Origin of the sequence: Stenotrophomonas sp. AS1, assembly GCF_048957655.1 — a bacterium.
GTDB classification, from domain to species: Bacteria; Pseudomonadota; Gammaproteobacteria; order Xanthomonadales; family Xanthomonadaceae; genus Stenotrophomonas; species Stenotrophomonas bentonitica_A.
This window is the reverse complement of the sequence record NZ_JARVXM010000003.1, coordinates 686,226-703,324: the sequence shown is the minus strand read 5'-3', so window position 1 is coordinate 703,324 and position 17,099 is coordinate 686,226. Positions and strand designations below refer to the sequence as shown.

Annotated in this window: 18 protein-coding genes; 9 read left to right on the top strand and 9 right to left on the bottom strand. The window is 68.0% G+C overall.

The features are described from left to right. Positions 1-126: 126 nt before the first annotated feature. Positions 127-1,383 carry a 6-phosphofructokinase gene (locus tag PV764_RS07350; RefSeq protein ID WP_019183835.1) on the bottom strand — a complete coding sequence of 419 codons (1,257 nt, stop codon included), beginning with the start codon at positions 1,381-1,383 and terminating at the stop codon, positions 127-129. 141 nt (positions 1,384-1,524) lie between these two features. Here PV764_RS07350 and PV764_RS07345 point away from each other — a divergent pair, with 141 nt between their 5' ends. The 3 genes from PV764_RS07345 (at position 1,525) to PV764_RS07335 (ending at position 4,377) form a co-directional block, all read left to right on the top strand. Next, positions 1,525-2,088 (top strand): adenylate kinase, encoded by a 564-nt coding sequence (locus PV764_RS07345; protein WP_019183836.1) that lies wholly within the window; start codon positions 1,525-1,527, stop codon positions 2,086-2,088. A gap of 333 nt (positions 2,089-2,421) precedes the next feature. Next, the gene (gene mpl / locus PV764_RS07340; RefSeq protein WP_019183837.1) at positions 2,422-3,786 is read left to right on the top strand and encodes a UDP-N-acetylmuramate:L-alanyl-gamma-D-glutamyl-meso-diaminopimelate ligase; all 1,365 of its coding nucleotides are present in this window, start codon (positions 2,422-2,424) and stop codon (positions 3,784-3,786) included. A gap of 12 nt (positions 3,787-3,798) precedes the next feature. Next, the gene (locus tag PV764_RS07335) at positions 3,799-4,377 is read left to right on the top strand and encodes an LON peptidase substrate-binding domain-containing protein (protein WP_019183838.1); all 579 of its coding nucleotides are present in this window, start codon (positions 3,799-3,801) and stop codon (positions 4,375-4,377) included. A 51-nt stretch (positions 4,378-4,428) separates the two neighbouring features. Here PV764_RS07335 and PV764_RS07330 read toward each other — a convergent pair whose 3' ends face one another. After that, entirely contained in the window at positions 4,429-6,432 is a 2,004-nt protein-coding gene (locus tag PV764_RS07330; protein ID WP_019183839.1) for a bifunctional DedA family/phosphatase PAP2 family protein, read from the bottom strand. A 102-nt stretch (positions 6,433-6,534) separates the two neighbouring features. On the opposite strand from PV764_RS07330, the gene PV764_RS07325 reads away from it, so the two are divergent. Then, positions 6,535-7,197 (top strand): phosphotransferase, encoded by a 663-nt coding sequence (locus PV764_RS07325; protein ID WP_019183840.1) that lies wholly within the window; start codon positions 6,535-6,537, stop codon positions 7,195-7,197. Between the two features lie 19 nt (positions 7,198-7,216). On the opposite strand, the gene PV764_RS07320 is transcribed toward PV764_RS07325, so the two are convergent. Further along, positions 7,217-7,888: a hypothetical protein gene (locus PV764_RS07320; RefSeq protein WP_399617107.1), complete on the bottom strand. Its 672-nt coding sequence runs from the start codon at positions 7,886-7,888 to the stop codon at positions 7,217-7,219. Between the two features lie 116 nt (positions 7,889-8,004). On the opposite strand from PV764_RS07320, the gene PV764_RS07315 reads away from it, so the two are divergent. Then, positions 8,005-8,823 (top strand): SDR family oxidoreductase, encoded by an 819-nt coding sequence (locus PV764_RS07315; protein ID WP_019183842.1) that lies wholly within the window; start codon positions 8,005-8,007, stop codon positions 8,821-8,823. 90 nt (positions 8,824-8,913) lie between these two features. Next, positions 8,914-9,879: a YiiG family protein gene (locus tag PV764_RS07310; RefSeq protein WP_019183843.1), complete on the top strand. Its 966-nt coding sequence runs from the start codon at positions 8,914-8,916 to the stop codon at positions 9,877-9,879. Positions 9,880-9,919: 40 nt separating this feature from the next. Here the strand turns inward: PV764_RS07310 and PV764_RS07305 are convergent, their stop codons facing one another. Continuing rightward, a complete protein-coding gene (locus tag PV764_RS07305) occupies positions 9,920-10,792 on the bottom strand; it encodes an ion transporter (protein WP_019183844.1) in 873 nt (290 codons plus the stop codon). A gap of 65 nt (positions 10,793-10,857) precedes the next feature. Here PV764_RS07305 and PV764_RS07300 point away from each other — a divergent pair, with 65 nt between their 5' ends. Then, positions 10,858-12,087, top strand: coding sequence for an acetylornithine transaminase (locus PV764_RS07300; protein ID WP_019183845.1), 1,230 nt, complete (start codon positions 10,858-10,860; stop codon positions 12,085-12,087). 72 nt (positions 12,088-12,159) lie between these two features. On the opposite strand, the gene PV764_RS07295 is transcribed toward PV764_RS07300, so the two are convergent. Then, positions 12,160-12,771, bottom strand: coding sequence for an HAD-IA family hydrolase (locus PV764_RS07295; RefSeq protein ID WP_019183846.1), 612 nt, complete (start codon positions 12,769-12,771; stop codon positions 12,160-12,162). A gap of 113 nt (positions 12,772-12,884) precedes the next feature. On the opposite strand from PV764_RS07295, the gene azu reads away from it, so the two are divergent. Next, positions 12,885-13,343 (top strand): azurin, encoded by a 459-nt coding sequence (gene azu / locus PV764_RS07290; protein ID WP_019183847.1) that lies wholly within the window; start codon positions 12,885-12,887, stop codon positions 13,341-13,343. Positions 13,344-13,498: 155 nt separating this feature from the next. On the opposite strand, the gene hemL is transcribed toward azu, so the two are convergent. After that, positions 13,499-14,788 carry a glutamate-1-semialdehyde 2,1-aminomutase gene (gene hemL / locus PV764_RS07285; RefSeq protein ID WP_046274311.1) on the bottom strand — a complete coding sequence of 430 codons (1,290 nt, stop codon included), beginning with the start codon at positions 14,786-14,788 and terminating at the stop codon, positions 13,499-13,501. Between the two features lie 15 nt (positions 14,789-14,803). Continuing rightward, positions 14,804-15,436 carry a thiamine phosphate synthase gene (thiE, locus tag PV764_RS07280; protein WP_019183849.1) on the bottom strand — a complete coding sequence of 211 codons (633 nt, stop codon included), beginning with the start codon at positions 15,434-15,436 and terminating at the stop codon, positions 14,804-14,806. 72 nt (positions 15,437-15,508) lie between these two features. Between thiE and PV764_RS07275 the strand changes: the two genes are divergently transcribed. Further along, on the top strand, positions 15,509-15,700 hold the full coding sequence (locus PV764_RS07275) for a rubredoxin (protein WP_421116369.1): 192 nt from the start codon (positions 15,509-15,511) through the stop codon (positions 15,698-15,700). 30 nt (positions 15,701-15,730) lie between these two features. Here the strand turns inward: PV764_RS07275 and PV764_RS07270 are convergent, their stop codons facing one another. Both PV764_RS07270 and PV764_RS07265 read right to left on the bottom strand, forming a co-directional pair. Next, positions 15,731-16,576 carry a SirB1 family protein gene (locus PV764_RS07270; protein ID WP_019183851.1) on the bottom strand — a complete coding sequence of 282 codons (846 nt, stop codon included), beginning with the start codon at positions 16,574-16,576 and terminating at the stop codon, positions 15,731-15,733. 62 nt (positions 16,577-16,638) lie between these two features. After that, complete coding sequence (locus PV764_RS07265; protein WP_019183852.1) at positions 16,639-17,091, bottom strand: DUF192 domain-containing protein; 453 nt, start codon at positions 17,089-17,091, stop codon at positions 16,639-16,641. Between the last annotated feature and the right edge of the window lie 8 nt (positions 17,092-17,099).

Here is a 17,099-nt window from a genome sequence, read left to right as displayed (position 1 = left end):
GTCGGGCGGGGCGGGGGCCGGGGCCGGGCCCCGGGCCGGGCCCCCCGGGGGGCCGCCCCGCGCCCGGCACTACCTCAGGGCCGGGGACACCGCGGCGCCGGCCAGCGGCCGGCACCGACGGGTTGCTCATGCTTCGAAGGCAGGCAGCTTCTTCTTCACTGCCACGTTCTTCAGCGTCACGTACTTCGGCAGCCCATCAGGCCCGTAGGGCAACGGGGCTTCTCCCTTGATCAGCGGGGCGAGATAGGCGCGGGCCTTGTCGGTGATGCCGAAGCCATCGCGGCGGATGAAGCCGGCCGGCATCTTCTTCTCGTGGTTGGCCACCTTGTGCAGCGGGGCGGCCTCGATTTTCCAGCGATAGGGTTTATCGCTGGTGCGCACGATCACCGGCATCACCGCGTTCTGGCCCTTCAACGCGAACTGCACCGCCGCCTTGCCCACCGCCTGTGCCTGCTCCCAGTCCGTTTTGGAGGCCAGATGGCGCGCCGAGCGCTGCAGGTAGTCGGGCAGGGTCCAGTGGACCTTGTAGCCCAGTCCATCCTTGACCCGGGCAGCCAGCTGCGAGGCCACGCCGCCGAGCTGGGTATGCCCGAACGAATCGGTGCCACCGCCCGCATCGGCGACGAAACGGCCATCGGCCGTCTGGATGCCCTCGGAGGCCACCACCACGCAGTAGCCCACGCGCTCGACCACCTGTTTCACCTTGGCCAGGAACGCGGCCTCGTCGTAGGCGCGCTCGGGCAGCAGGATGATGTGCGGGGCGTCATCGGCGCCCTGGCCGGCCAGGCCCGCGGCCGCCGCAAGCCAGCCGGCATGGCGGCCCATCGCTTCGTACACGAACACCTTGGTCGAGGTCTCGGCCATCGCGGCCACGTCCAGCGCCGCTTCGCGCACGGAGACCGCCGTGTACTTGGCCGCCGAGCCGAAGCCCGGGCAGGTATCGGTCACGGCCAGATCGTTGTCGATGGTCTTGGGCACGCCGATGCAGGTCAGGTCGTAGTCGAAGGCCTTGGCCAGCTGGGAGACCTTCCAGGCGGTATCGGCCGAATCATTGCCGCCGTTGTAGAGGAACCAGCGCACATCGTGCGCGCGCAGCACCTGGAGCAGCCGCTCGTACCTGCCGCGGTCGGCCTCCAGCGATTTGAGCTTGTAGCGGCACGAGCCGAACGCGCCGCCGGGGGTATGGGCGAGGGCGGCGATCGCGGCAGCGGTTTCCTTCGAGGTGTCGATCAGGTCCTCGCGGAGCGCGCCGAGAATACCGTTGCGTGCCGCCAAGACCTTGATTCCTTTGGCCCTTGCCGTGCTGATGACCGCCGAGGCCGTGGCATTGATGACGGCGGTGACGCCGCCTGACTGGGCGTAGAGCAGGGTACCGTTGGGCATGGTGCGACCTTGGTCTGGGGGAAGGACATTGCAGAGACATTACCGGTATGGGGTAAAGTGCGCGTATTGCGGTGCAGCGTGATTGTGGACAATCCCGGGGCGCGCGCCCTTCCATTTTCTTACCACGTTGGAGTCAGGTTGATGCGATTGGTTCTGTTGGGACCGCCCGGTTCGGGCAAGGGGACGCAGGCGACGCGCCTGAAGGAACATCTTTCGATTGCGCACATTTCCACCGGCGACCTGCTGCGTGCCGAAGTGGCTGCGGGGACCGAGCTGGGCAAGCAGGCCAAGGCCGTGATGGATGCCGGCAACCTGGTGTCCGATGACATCCTGCTGGGCATGCTCGAGTCGCGCCTGGGCCAGGACGATGTGGCCAAGGGCTTCATCCTGGATGGTTACCCGCGCAACGTGGCCCAGGCCAATGCGCTGGACAGCCTGCTGGCCAAGATCGGCCAGCCGCTGGATGCGGTCGTGCAGCTGGACGTGCCGACCGAACTGCTGGTCGAGCGCATCGCCGGCCGCGCCGCCGAGCAGGGCCGTGCCGATGACAACCCCGAATCGGTGCGTCAGCGCCTGCAGGTCTACAACGACCAGACCGCGCCCGTGGTGGATTTCTATGCCGGCCGTGGCACGCTCGCACGCGTTGATGGCGTGGGTGAACTGAACGACGTGGAAGCGCGCATCCGCGCCGCGATCCAGGCCTGATCCGGTCGGTGCCGCTACGGCGGCACCGCACGGGCAGTGCGCTGCCCAGTGCCTGAAACACACACGCCCGGCCCCCGAAGGGACCAGGCGTGTGGTTTGAAGGTGCCAGCGAGCGGGCTTGCTCAGAGCCCCGCAGCATGAGCCCCCCTGGGGATGGCCTCTTGGGGAGTAGGACCAATGGGGTGCTGCGGCTGGCCCATGGAATTGTGTCCGTCTTCACAGTACGGCGCTATCGGGATTTCCCTGACACCGTGATGGACTTCTCTGATACTCGACTAGGAGTTATCTGACGGCGATGTCCATCGACGGTGATGATCGGCGACAATCGCAGGCATGAGCACGATCCACATTCTTGGTATTGCAGGCACTTTCATGGGCGGCGTGGCCGCGCTGGCACGCGAGAAGGGCCATACGGTCCGCGGCAGCGACCAGGCGATCTACCCGCCGATGTCCACCCAGCTCGAACGCCTGGGCATCGCCCTGGATCCGGGCTACCGCGCCGACAGCGTGGCACCGGACTGCGACGAGGTGGTGATCGGCAATGCGCTCTCGCGCGGCAACCCTGCCGTGGAAGCGGTGCTGGATGCAGGCCAGCGCTATATCTCCGGGGCCCAGTGGCTGTCCGAGCAGGTGCTGCCGGGCCGCGACACCCTGGCTGTGGCCGGCACGCACGGCAAGACCACCACCACCACCATCCTGACCTGGCTGCTGCACAGCGCCGGGCGTGAGCCGGGCTTTCTGATCGGCGGCGTGGCGGAGGATTTCGGCGTCTCCGCGCGCATCGGCAGCGGCCGCGAGTTCGTGGTCGAGGCCGACGAGTACGACACCGCGTTCTTCGACAAGCGCAGCAAGTTCGTGCACTACCGGCCGCTGGTGGCGATCCTCAACAACCTCGAATACGACCACGCCGACATCTTCCCGGACGTGGCCGCGATCCAGCGCCAGTTCCATCACCTGATCCGCACCGTGCCCGCGCGCGGGCGCCTGATCGTCAACGGCGAAGATGCCTATCTCGCCGAGGTGCTGGCGATGGGGTGCTGGACGCCGGTGGAGCGCTTCGGTTTCGATCCTGCGCTGGAATGGCATGCCGAGCTGGTGGAGGCCGACGGCAGCGTGTTCGTGGTGCACCATCGCGGCGCGCGCATCGGTGAAGTGCGCTGGTCGCTGCTCGGCCGGCACAATGTGCTCAACGGGCTCGCTGCGCTGGCCGCCGCACATGCGGTGGGCGTCGAACTGGCCACGGTGATGCCGGCGCTGGCCGCGTTCCGCAGCGTCAAGCGCCGCCTGGAAGTGATCGGCCAGGCACGCGATGTCACCGTCTACGATGACTTCGCGCATCACCCCACCGCGATCCGCACCACCCTTGAGGGCCTGCGTGCGAGGGTTGGTGAAGCCCGCATCGTGGTGGCGATGGAACCGCGCAGCAATTCCATGCGGCTGGGCGCGCATGCGCAGGCGCTGGCGCCCTCGCTGGACGGTGCCGATGCCGTGGTGTTCCTGCACCGCCCGGAGTTGGCCTGGGATGCCGCCAGCGTGATCGCCGCCGTGCGAGGCGACGCGTATGCCGTGCCGGATACCGATGCGCTGCTGGCCCGCCTGGACGCGATCGCCATGCCCGGCGACCACGTGGTGTTCATGTCCAATGGTGGCTTCGACGGCGCGCCGCGGCGCTTCCTGGCACAGCTGCAGCCGTCCTGAGCGGGCCTGGCCATGACCGACACCGCGTCACTGCCCCTGTTCCCGCTGCACACCGTGCTGCTGCCCGGCGCCGCGCTGGGCCTGCGCGTGTTCGAGCGGCGCTACCTGGACATGCTGCGCGAATGCAGCCGCGCCGGTACCGCGTTCGGTGTCTGCATGATCCTGCACGGTGAGGAAACCGGCGCCCCCGCGGTGCCGGCCGCCTACGGCGTGGAGGCGCGGATCGAGGATTTCGACGTGGGCGCCGATGGCGTGCTGGTGCTGCGCCTGCGTGGCCAGCGTCGCTTCCATGTCGATCGCACGCGCGTGCGCGACAACGGACTGATCATTGCCGAGGTGACCTGGTGTGCGGCCGACAGCGACGATGAGCTGCAGCCCGAACATGCGCTGATGGCGACCGTGCTTGAGCACATCATCGAACAGGCCGGTGCCGCGTTTGCTCCGGTCAGCCCGGCGCAGATGGAGCAGGCCAGCTGGGTCGGCTGGCGCCTGGCTGAGCTGCTGCCCCTGCAGGATGCGCAGCGCCTGCAGCTGCTGCAGCACGATGACCCGCACCAGCGCCTGCAGGCGTTGCTGGACTGGATGCCGTAACGCGGGGCGAGGCCCCGCTGCACGAACGGCCGGGATGATCCCGGCGCTGCCTCATTCGGTCGCGGGCATGCGCACGCGCAGCACCGGCATCTGCGTATCCGGATGGGTGTCGACCTGCTGTGGCAGGCCATCCAGTGCCTGGCGCACCGCATTGAGCGAGGGGTCGATGCCACGCATCGGGCGCCACATCCCGATCAGATTGAAGTGCTGCTGGTAGTGCAGGGTCTGCGCACTGCCGAGCCACAACGGCTCATCCACCGGCGCTGACAGCCGCGCCGGTGCCGGCCACAGGCGCAGCGCGAACATCTCGTTGGGGGCATTGCCGGCGCGCAGCATCAGCAGCGATTCGACCTGCGTGTCCAGGGTGGCTGGCAGGACCGGCACCTTGTCCTTGTCCGAGGACTTGTCGAGCATCAACAGCGCCTGCTCCCAGCCGGCCTGCGGCTGAACGCGCCAGCCCTGGCTTTCCAGGCGGCGCTGCAGCGGTGCCAGCGGGCCGGCCACCTGCACATCCAGCGGCCAGCGCTGGTCGTCGTCGAATTCATTGCGGCGCGAGGGCAGGTGCTGCCACTCGGTCGTCCACCAGGCCTGTGCATCCAGCGGCGCCGGGCTCGGCTGCGCCGGTTCGAAGCGCGCCAGTTTCACCGGGATGTTGCGCGGGGCGTACCAGAGCGCGGCCACGGCGAAGGTACCGTAGAACAGCCACGCCACCGGCTTGACCCAGAACGAGCGGTTGAAGCGGCGGCGGTACGCGATGCCGAGCACCAGCAGCCAGAACAGGCCGAACAGCATGCCGCCGATCACATCGCTCAGCCAATGGGCGCCGAGGTAGATGCGGGCGAAGCCGATCAGGCTGACGATGATGCCCGACAGCAGGTAGGGCCACACGCGGGTGCGGCCGGGCAGTTCGCGCGCGATCAGCACGGCGAAGAAGCCGAAGGTGATCGTGGCCATCGTTACCGAGACCGACGGGAAGCCGAAGCCGCTGCTCGCATCCGGCGGCCGGACCACGTCCACGGTTGCGCCGAGCAGCTTGCACAGGGCCAGGCCGAAGGCCAGCGCGGCCAGCCAGTGACCGGCCGCCATCCAGCGCCGGCGCCAGACCAGGTAGCCCATGCCGGCGGCCGTGGCCGGCAACAGGACCTGCCAGGCGCCCAGCGAGGCCAGCGCGGCCATGGGGTAATCGGCCAGCGGATTGCGCAGGGCCAGCATGGCGTGGTGCACGGCCAGATCGACCCGCAGCGGTTCGCCATGGGCGACCACCGCCATCAACAGGGCGAACCAGCCCCAGCCAAGCAGCAGCAGCATCACCGCCAGCATCGCCAGCGGCACCGATTCACGTCGCTGGGGATCGAACACCGCCACCGAGTAACGGCCCAGCGTTGGATGGCGCTGCGACCAGTTCAACAGCATGGCCAGCCAGCTGTCCATGCGCGAGGCCGACCAGCGGTAGCCGTACAGCACGATCGCCCAGACCAGGCCCATGATCACGCCGAGCAGGCCCAGCACCATCACCAGCCGGCCGGCAACGGCGGCGACCGCGTCATACGCCTCGCCGAGCACCCAGCCGGGGGCCAGGAACAGCACCGCCCAGGACAGGCTGGCGATGCCACTGGCCTGGAAGTAGCGCGAGAGCGGCATCTTCATCATGCCGGCGATGGCCGGCACGAACGGGCGGATCGCGCCGACATAGCGCGCCACCAGGATGCTCTTGAACGCGTTGCGGCGGAACATCGTCTCGCCGCGGTCGAGCAGCTGCGGATACTTGCTGAAGGGCCAGAAGCCCCGCAGGCGATCCCCCCAGCGCCGGCCTACCCAGTAGCTGATGCCGTCGCCGGCAAACGCGCCCAGCGCTGCGCAGGCCACCGCGTACGGCCCGGAGATCTGGCCCAGGCCGATGAACACACCCACGGCGAACAGCAGCGGCAACGCGGGCACGATCGCGCCCAGCACGATGACCGCATCGCAGAAGGCAATGAGGAAAATGACCGCACCGGCAAGCACGGGGTGAGCTGAGATCCACGCAAGCGTGGCATCGATCCATGACGAGTCCATCGGAGGATTATAGGGGGGGCAAAGTGACTGACTGCCGGCCAGCGGCGGGCAATGTGCGGCATCTGCAGTGAATGAACGCGATCAGCCGCCTAGAATGGCGCCATGACACGCCCTGCCGATCCCGCCCCGACCGCCCTCAAAGCCGACAGCTTCGGCCGCATCCTGCTGATGGAGCAGGACGGCCAGCGCTTCGTGCGCCGTGATCTGGAGGCCACCCCGTGGTGGCTGCGCCTGCCGGCATGGTGGCTGGCCCGGCGCGAGGCGCGCGCGCTGGCGCATCTGGATGGGATGCCCGCCACGCCGCGGTTGCTGGGCTGGAACGGGCGCTGGCTGGACCGCAGCTTCATGGCCGGCGATGCGATGTACCAGCGTCCGCCGCATGGCGACCTGGCCTACTTCCGTGCGGCGCGCCGTCTGCTGCAGCAGGTCCATCGCCACGGCATCGCCCACAACGACCTGGCCAAGGAAGCCAACTGGCTGGTGCGCGAAGACGGCTCGCCGGCCCTGATCGATTTCCAGCTGGCGGTGATCGGCAATCCGCGCTCACGCTGGATGCGCCTGCTGGCCCGCGAGGACCTGCGCCACCTGCTCAAGCACAAGCGCATGTACTGCCGGCCGTCGCTGACGCCGGTGGAGAAGCGGCTGCTCAAGCGCACCTCGTGGGTGCGTGACCTCTGGTTCCGCACCGGCAAGCCGGTCTACCGCTTCGTCACCCGCAGGATCCTGCACTGGGAAGACAACGAAGGGCAGGGCCCCAAGCCGTAGCAGGGGCCGATGCCTGCGCTCAGCGCAGGTCGAGGATCTGCTTGCCGGTGAAGCGGCGTTGCGCGTCGAACTCGTAGGCGACCCGCAGCATGCCCTCGTCCGCGCAGGCATGGCAGGTGCGCAGCGGCGTGCTGTAGATCAGGCGCAGCCCGCCGTTGGGCAGCGCTTCACTGCCGCTGGCCTCGGCGGGGGCGAACGGTGAGGCGTCCGGGTGCGCATCAAGGAAGGGTTTGACCGTTGCATCGGCGCGCGACATTTCCGGCAGGACATCCGCATCCACATCCACGGTATGCCCGGCACTGTCGACCAGCAGCGTGCCTTCATTGGTATTGGCACGGAACGGGTACTCGATGGTGGCAATGCCCACGCCGTCCTGGTCACGCCATGCGCTGACGTAGCCGGGATTCCCCTGCGCGCCCAGCTGATGGGCCGCGGCGATCGCCTGCGGGCTGGCCTTGGCCGCCTGCATCGCCGTGGACAGGCAATCATCGGCAACCGGCGCCTGGCCGCGGCAGGCGTCCACCTCGCCGTCCCAGATCGCCGCTTCGCTGAAGGGGGAGGCGCCACCGGCCGTACCGGGAACGGTGGCGGCCGCCTGCACAGGGGCGGTGGACGGGTCGCCGGCGGGCTGGCAGGCAGCCATGGCCAGTACCAGCGCCAGCGCGGTCAGGGGAAGGCGGATCGCCGTCATGTCGCTCATTCCATGCAGAACGTGAACGCCCAGTATCGACGCGGCGCATGAATCCGGTGTGTGCGCCGGGGCGGCATAATGCCGGTTCACTGCAATCGCATCGAAGGAATCCGCGCATGGCCAGTCTGCAAGGCAAGACCCTGTTCATCACCGGCGCCTCGCGCGGCATCGGCCTGGCCATCGCACTGCGTGCTGCACGGGACGGGGCCAACATCGCCATCGCGGCCAAGTCCTCGGTGCCCAACCCCAAGCTGCCCGGCACCATCCACAGCGCAGCGGAGGCGGTCACCGCCGCCGGCGGCCAGGGGCTGGCGCTGAAGTGCGACATCCGCGAAGAAGACCAGGTGCGCGCGGCCGTCGCCGCCACCGTGGATACCTTCGGTGGCATCGACATCCTGGTCAACAACGCGAGCGCGATCTGGCTGCGCGGCACGCTGGACACGCCGATGAAACGTTTCGACCTGATGCAGCAGGTCAACGCACGCGGCAGCTTCCTGTGCGCGCAGGCCTGCCTGCCGCACCTGCTGCAGGCACCCAATCCACACATTCTCACCCTCGCGCCGCCGCCAAGCCTGGACCCGAAGTGGTGGGCGCCGCATACCGGCTACACGCTGGCGAAGATGGGCATGAGCTTCGTCACGCTTGGCCTGGCCGCGGAGTTCGGCCCACAGGGCGTGGCGGTCAATGCGTTGTGGCCGCGTACCGTGATCGCCACTGACGCAATCAACATGATTCCCGGCGTGGACATCGGCGGCTGCCGCACGCCGGCCATTCTTGCCGATGCCGCACACGCAGTGCTGACCCGCGAGGCGGCCGGCTTCAGTGGGCAGTTCCTGCTGGATGACGAGGTGCTGGCGCAGGTCGGCATCACCGATCTGAGTGGCTATGCCGTCGATCCGTCGCGTCCGTTGATGCCCGATCTGTTCCTGGATTGACGCGCGCGCGGTGCGCGCCGCGTGCGCGATGACAAACGCTGCACAGGCCGGGCTGCTATGGTGCGGGCCCCAAATCGTATGGACACATGCATGTCATTCCGCACACGGACCGCACCGCTCGCCGCCGCCATCGCCTTGATCAGCCTGCTCGGCGCCTGCAGCAAGGGCCCGGGCAGCGTTGCCGATACCCAGGGCGTGGAAAAGGTGAACGCCTACATCGCCTGCTTCAACGCCGTTGAACAGCCGATCCACGAAGGCTTCCAGCAGTACATTGGCTGGATGCAGGATCCGGAGGCTGGCCCTACCGGCAATGAGAAGCAGGTGCGTGGGCCGGGCACGGTGTTGTCGCATCGCGTGGAGGCGTGCAACGCCCCGATGGTCGCCGCGCTGGCGATGACGCCGGCCGAGCCCGAGCTGGATCCGGCGGCGAGCGCTTACCAGAAGACGTTCGTCGACCTGTACGCCCTTATCGAGCAGGCCGACCGTTACTACAGCCGCGAGGACTACCTGCGCGATGACCATGCCGGGATGCGCAGCCAGCATGCCCCGCTGATGAAGGCGTACACGGCGTTCTTCGACGCAGGCACCGCGCTGGATGCCGCGCTGGAAAAGCGCGAAGACGAACGCCGTGCGGAACAGCTCAAGGAGATTGAAGCTTCCGAAGGCCGCTCGATGGCGTACTACCAGATCAAGATCCTCGGTGATGGCAAGCAGCTCACGCAGCTGCTCAACAGCGAGACGCCCGATCTGGCGGTGGCACGCACCCAGCTCGCGGCGTTCCAGGCGCTGCTGCAGCAGGCGCAGGATGACAAGATCGGCAAGGGCGATGCGATGTGGGGCCACGTGGAGCGCGCCGCCGATGCCCTGGCCCGCGATGCCGGCCGCCGTATCGAGCGCGTCGAGTCAAAGAAGCCGTATACCCGCAGCGAGCAGATGCTGATGGAGAGCGGTGGGCGGATCAGCAACCCGCAGGGCTCGGCCGAAGCCTTGCTGGCCAGCTACAACGACCTGGTCGACATGAGCAACCGCCTGGCGCGGACCAGCGGCGCGCGTTGAGTGATCGCGCGGCGGGCTGCCTGGCGGCCCGCCGCAAGCATCAGACGTTGAAGACCGGTGGCAGTTTTTCGCCGCAATGGCGGCAATGCACGGCGTCCGGTTCGTGGCCTTCCAGCCCGCAATGCGGGCAGCCGCGCGCATCACGGCGCGCGGCATGCTCGGCATCGCGCATGGTGTTGGCCAGTTCGGCGGTGTAGATGCCGGTCGGCACGGCGATGATGCTGTAGCCGATCAGGATCAGCACCGAGGTGACGAAGCGGCCGAGCACGGTCTGCGGCACGATGTCGCCGAAGCCCACCGTGGCCATGGTCACCACCGCCCAGTACATGCTGCTGGGGATGCTGGTGAAGCCGTGGTTGGGGCCTTCGATCACGTACATCATCGTCCCGGCGATGATGGTGATGGTGATCACCGTGAACAGGAACAGCAGCACCTTGCGGCGGCTGCGCCACAGCGATTCCATCAGCACGCCGCTTTCTTCGATGTAGCGGGTCAGCTTGAGGATCCGGAACACCCGCAGGATGCGCAGCGCGCGCACCACCAGCAGGCTCTGCGCGCCGGGGATGAACAGCGACAGGTAGGTGGGCAGGATCGAGGCCAGATCGATGATGCCCCATATGCTGAATGCGTAGCGCAGTGGGCGTTTGACCACCACCAGCCGCAGCAGGTACTCGGCGGTGAACACGATCGTGAAGCCCCATTCCAGCACGTACAGCCAGTCGGCGTAGGCCGCATGGAAGCGCTGCACGCTGTCGAACATGACCACCACCACGCTGGCGATGATCGCGTAGACCAGCAGCAGGTCGAAATTGCGCGAGGGCCGGGTGTCGTGGCGGTAGATGATGTCGAACCACTGGCGGCGCCAGCCGGTCTCGGTGGCGGGGTTGAGCTGGGGGGCGGTGAACGGTCGCATGGGCCGCATTGTGCCCCACCGGCCCAAAGCGCGAGAATGGGATCTTTCCTGAGCCCCTGACTGCCATGACCGCCGCTGCCACCGATCCGCTGTTGTCCCTGTCGCATTACTACCTGCCGGTCTACAAACCGCGCCAGGTGGTGCTCGAGCGCGGCCAGGGCGCGCGCGTCTGGGACAACCAGGGCCGCGAGTTCATCGACCTGGCCGCCGGCATCGCCGTGTGCGGCCTGGGCCACAACGATCCGGACCTGAAGGCGGCGCTGATCGAGCAGGCCGGCAAGCTCTGGCACACCAGCAACGTGTTCTACAGCGAGCCGCCGCTGCGCCTGGCCGAGGAGCTGGTCACCGCCTCGCGCTTCGCCGAGCGCGTGTTCCTGTGCAACTCAGGCGCCGAAGCCAATGAGGTGGCGATCAAGCTGGTCCGCAAGTGGGCCTCTTCGCTGGGCCGCCCGGCGCACCAGCGCGTGATCGTGACCTTCCGCGGCAGCTTCCACGGCCGCACGCTGGCCGCGGTCACCGCCACCGCCCAGCCGAAGTACCAGGAAGGCTACGAGCCGCTGCCCGGTGGCTTCCGCTATGTCGACTTCAACGACGAGGTCCAGTTGGAAACCGCGATGGCCGCCGGTGATGTCGCCGCGGTGATGCTCGAGCCGATCCAGGGCGAGGGTGGCGTGATGCCGGCCAAGCCGGGCTTCCTGCAGCGTGTGCGCGAGCTGTGCGACCAGCACAACGCGCTGGTGGTGCTCGATGAGATCCAGGCGGGCATGGGCCGTACCGGCACGTTGTTCGCGCATTGGCAGGACAACATCAAGCCGGACATCGTCACTCTGGCCAAGGCGCTGGGCGGCGGCTTCCCGATCGGCGCGATGCTGGCCGGCCCGAAGGTGGCCGAGGTGATGCAGTTCGGTGCCCACGGCACCACCTTCGGCGGCAACCCGCTGGCCGCGGCCGTCGCCCGCGTGGCGCTGCGCAAGCTGTCCTCGCCGGAGATCGCACACAACGTCAGCCGTCAGTCGCAGGCGCTGCGCGATGGGCTGGGCAGGATCAACGACGAGTTCAAGGTGTTCAGCCAGGTCCGCGGTCGCGGCCTGATGCTGGGCGCGGTGCTGGACAAGGATTTCGCCGGCCAGGCCGGTCCCATCCTCGACCACGCCGCCGAACACGGCCTGCTGACCCTGCAGGCCGGCCCGGACGTGCTGCGTTTCGTGCCGTCGCTGAACATCACCGATGAAGAAATCGCCGAAGGCCTCAAGCGCCTGCGCGCGGCGGTGCAATCCTTCATCGCCACGCGATAACCAACAGCGGTAGAGCCGACCGTTGGTCGGCTGCTGTTGTTCTGGGCGAACCCAGCCGACCGTTGGTCGGCTCTACGCCAGGGCGTACCGCTTCAACACCTTGCCGATGCTGCGACTGTCGGTGGCGGTTTCCGCCCGCAATCCTGCCTGACGCGCACCTCGCACGTTGGTGAACAGGTCATCGACGAACAACGTGCGCCCGGCGCGTGCGCCCAACAGCGCCATCGCCTGCACGAATACGGCCGGGTCCGGTTTGCGAGCGCCCAGCGCGCCGCTGCACAGGATGCGCCCGCGCAGCGCTGCGGCCAGGGTGGGCAGGATGCGGGGGATGGTGTCCACCATCAGCACGCCGTTGTTGGTCAGGATCGCGATCGGCATGCGGCGTGCAACCTGTTCGATGCGTTCGATGACCCCGGCCTGTGGCATGGACGCGGCGATGCGGGCGTCCTGCCACTGCGTGATGCTCACCGTGCTGCCCAATGCCGCGCCCAACTGTTGCAGGTACAGCGTGCTGTCCAGGCCGGCGTCATGCTGCTGCTCCAGGCCGCTGTCGAACAGGGCGGCGTGCACCTGTGCGACGCTGCAGCCGGTGCTGGCGGCCAGGTGACGCACGCGCAAATGCCGCGCATGGCGCACCAGCACGCCATCGAAATCCAGCAGCAGCCCCTCCACGGCATCGGTCATGGCGCACTCTTGTCCGGGTCCAACGCTGACCGTACCGCAGTCGGGGCGCTTGCTGCGACATCGCGTCGCAGGCCGGGCGTGGGCACGGACTCTAGAATCGCGTGGACTGTTCGATGGAGACCGCCGTGAAACTGCTTGCCCCCGTGTTGCTTGCCGGCCTGATGCTGGCCCCGGCCGCCCATGCGCGCGTCTGCGCGATCGCCATCGACAGCACCGACCAGATGAGCTTCAGCCAGAAGGAGATCAAGGTTGCGGCGGACTGCACCCAGGTGAAGCTGACCCTGCGCCACACCGGCAAGCTTGCCGCGACCGCGATGGGCCACAACTGGGTGCTGACCCGCACCGCGGATTACCAGCCGGTGGCGATGGCCGGCATGCGCACGACCCTGGCCGACAGCTACCTGCCCAAGGGCGATGCGCGTGTGCTGGCGCATACCCCGGTGATCGGGGGCGGGCAGACCACCAGCGTCACCTTCTCGACCGCGAAGCTGGCCAAGGGCGGCGACTACACGTTCTTCTGCTCGTTCCCCGGGCACTTCGCGATGATGAAGGGCCGTTTTCTGTTCGGCTGAGCGCCGAAGCCGGCCGGTAGACGGCGTGACGACCAACGGTCGTCACCTACCCGGGGTGATCGGTACGCACGCGGTGACGACCAACGGTCGTCACCTACCCGGGGTGATCGGTCCGCACGCGGTGACGACCAACGGTCGTCACCTACCGCCTCCGATCAGCCTTTGACGACCTTGAAGGCTTCGCGCGCGGCCTCGATGGTCGCATCGATGATGCTGTCGTCGTGGGCGCTGGAGAGGAAGCCGGCCTCGTATGCCGAGGGGGCCAGGAACACACCGCGCTCCAGCATCGCGTGGAAGAAGGTGTTGAACGCGGTGATGTCGCACGCCGTCGCCTGGGCGTAGGTTTCCACCTTCTGGTCGGTGAAGAACAGGCCGAACATGGCGCCGACCTGGGTGGTCGTCACCGCCACGCCGGCCTCGGCCGCCGCGGCTTCCAGCCCGGCGCAGAGGCGCGCAGCGGCGGCACTCAGGCGATCATGGAAGCCCGGTTCCTGCACCAGTTCCAGCATCGCCAGGCCCGCGGCCATCGCCACCGGATTGCCGCTGAGCGTGCCCGCCTGGTAGATCGGGCCGGCCGGGGAAATCTGCGACATCAGCTCGCGGCGGCCGCCATAGGCCCCCACCGGCATGCCGCCGCCGATGATCTTGCCGAAGGTGGTCAGGTCCGGAGTGACGCCGTAATGCGCCTGCGCGCCGCCGAGGGCCACGCGGAAGCCGGTCATCACTTCGTCGAAGATGAGCACCGTGCCGTACTGCGTGCACAGCGCGCGCAGGTGCTGCAGGTAGCCCTCGCGCGGCGGGATGCAGTTGGCGTTGCCGACCACCGGCTCGATGATCAGGCCGGCGATGTGCTCGCCCTGTTCGGCGAACAGCGCGGTGGCGGCCTCGAAATCGTTGTAGGGCAGGGTCAGGGTGAGTTCGCTCAGGCCGGCCGGGACGCCCGGCGAGGTCGGCACGCCCAGGGTCAGCATGCCGCTGCCGGCCTTGACCAGGAACGAATCGCCGTGGCCGTGATAGCAGCCTTCGAACTTGACGATGCGGCTGCGGCCGGTGGCGCCGCGCGCCAGCCGGATCGCCGACAGTGTGGCCTCGGTACCGGAGTTGACCATGCGCACCATCTCGCAGGACGGCACCAGCCGGGTCAGCGTTTCGGCCATGGTCACTTCCGCTTCGCACGGCGCACCGAAGGACAGGCCGTTGCCGATCGCCTGCTTGACCGCCTGGCGCACCGCGGTGTGGTTGTGGCCGACGATCATCGGGCCCCAGGAGCCGACGTAATCGATGTAGCGGTTGCCGTCCACGTCGTACAGGTACGCGCCATCGGCACGCTGCACGAAGAACGGCTCGCCGCCGACCGACTTGAACGCGCGCACGGGCGAGTTGACGCCGCCCGGCAGCAGTTTCTGGGCGCGGGTGAACAGGGCGTGGGACTGGTCGTGGTTCATGGGGTGTCCTGGGTCTTACGGAAACTGGGCGAGGAAGGCGCGCTGGGTGGCAACCGGGTCGGGGGCGGCGAAAATGCCGCTGACCACGGCCACCAGGTCGGCGCCGGCCGCGATGATGGCACCCACATTGTCCGGGCTGAGCCCGCCGATCGCCACCCGCGGCACGCCCAGTGCGGCGCTTTGCCGCAGCAGGTCCGGCGTGGCACGGCTGGCGGTGACCTTGGTGGTGGTGGGGAAGAACGCGCCGAAGGCCACATAACTGGCGCCTTCGGCCACGGCACGCTCGGCATTGGCCAGCTGGTCGTAGCAGGACGCGCCGATGATGGCGTCGGGGCCCAGCAGGGCGCGCGCCGCGCCGATGTCGCCGTCGGTGCCGCCCAGGTGTACGCCAGCGGCGCCCACGGCATGGGCCAGCGCCGGGTCGTCATTGATGATCAATGGCACGCCGTGCGGCGCGCACAGCGCCTGCAGCGCGGTCGCCTGCTCCAGGCGCAGGGCGGCATCGGCGGTCTTGTTGCGGTACTGCAGCCAGGTGGCGCCGGCCGCCAACAGCGGCGCGGTGCGCGCCAGCAATCGTGCGGTATCGGGTTCGTCGGGGGTGATGAGGTAGACGCCACGGGGCGGCGTGGGGGCTGAAGCGTGATTCATCAATGGCTACCGGTAGCGCAACGGGAGTGGGACAATGAGCGCTGTCAGCTCTTGTCCTGCCGTGATTATCCGATGACCGACGCTACCGCCACCACCTTCCGCACCTGGATGTGCGTTGTCTGCGGCTTCCTGTACTGGGAAGAAGACGGGTTGCCGGAAGAGGGCATCGCCCCGGGCACGCGCTGGGAAGATATTCCCGATACCTGGACGTGCCCGGACTGTGGCGTGACCAAGGATGATTTCGAGATGGTCGAAGTCGACTGAGGCCCGGCCGGCGCCGCGTCATGGCGCCTTTCAATGCAGGCGCGGCACCGCGCCACCCAGGCTGACCAGCTTCTCGCGCACGTACTGGGCGTCGCTGGCCTTGGCATTGCGCTTGAGGTACAGCCCCAGGTCGTTGCGCGCGCCCGCCTCGTAGTCCAGCTGCAGGTAGGCCATGCCGCGGTCGCGCAGGGCATCGTCCTGTTCCGGAGCGAGCTTGAGCAGGCGGTCGGCACTGCGCGCGGCACGGTCCCATTCACCCCGTTCCACATAGACCCCATGCAGGTTGCGCAGCATCCGCATCAGGATCGCGCGTGCCGGGGCCGGGTCCAGGATCTGTGCCAGCACATCGTCGTCGGGCACTTCACCGCCCAGGTGCGAGCGGGCGCGTTCGCGCAGTTCTTCCACGCCGAGCGGGCGGCCGCCGTTGAACGGGTCCATCACCAGCACGCCGTCGTTGAGCGGCAGGCGCACCAGGAAATGGCCGGGGAAGGAGACCCCGTCCAGCGGGATGCCGAGCCGGCGCGAGACTTCCATCTGCACCAGCGCCAGTGAAATCGGGTTGCCCAGGCGGCGCTCGAAGACCTGGTTCAGATAGCTGTTGCGCGGGTCGTAGTATTCGCCATGGTCGCCGCTGTAGCCCAGCTCGTCGAACAGATGGCGGTTGACCGCGGCGATCTTCAGCGGCCACATGTCGATCGTGGCGATCTCGGTGCGCAGGTGGTCGGCGTGGCTCTGCAGGACCGCGTCGTAGACGGCAGGGTCCAGGTCCGGGTATTCGTCCCGGGCGATCAGCAGCGCGGTCGGCAACAAAGGCAGCGCCTCGTCATCCAGCTCGGCCAGCGATTCCCACGTCGGCAATGTGATCTGCCCCTGCATGGGACAAGACTGGCGACAAACGCGCCGCGATTCAAGGGCGCGGCGCGTTTATCGGGTCCCTTTTATTTACCGTCGGCGATGCCGGGGCCGAACTTCAGTTCGGTGCCGTCCTTGAGCGCCATCTTTTCGGCCTGCCCGGCATTGAGTTCCAGCACGTAACGGGCCGGCTCGCTGCTGGGGTAGGGCGGGCAACGGTCACCGGCCGAGCACGGTGGCACGTCACGCTGCTGGCTGACCAGGCGGCGCTGTGCATCGAAGTACAGGATGTCCAAGGCGATCTTGGTGTTCTTCATCCAGTACGCCTGCAGCTCTTCGCGTTCATGGATGAACAGCATGCCGTGGTCCTCCGGCATCTGGTCGCGGAACATCAGCCCGCGGGCGCGGGTGTCGTCATTGGTGGCCAGTTCAACGTGGTAGCGGTTGCCGTCCAGCTCCACCCAGTGACGGGCATTGGTGCTGGCACAGCCGGCCAGGGTGAGCAGCAGAAGCAGGGGCAGCAGGCGCGACAGGGACATGGGATTGC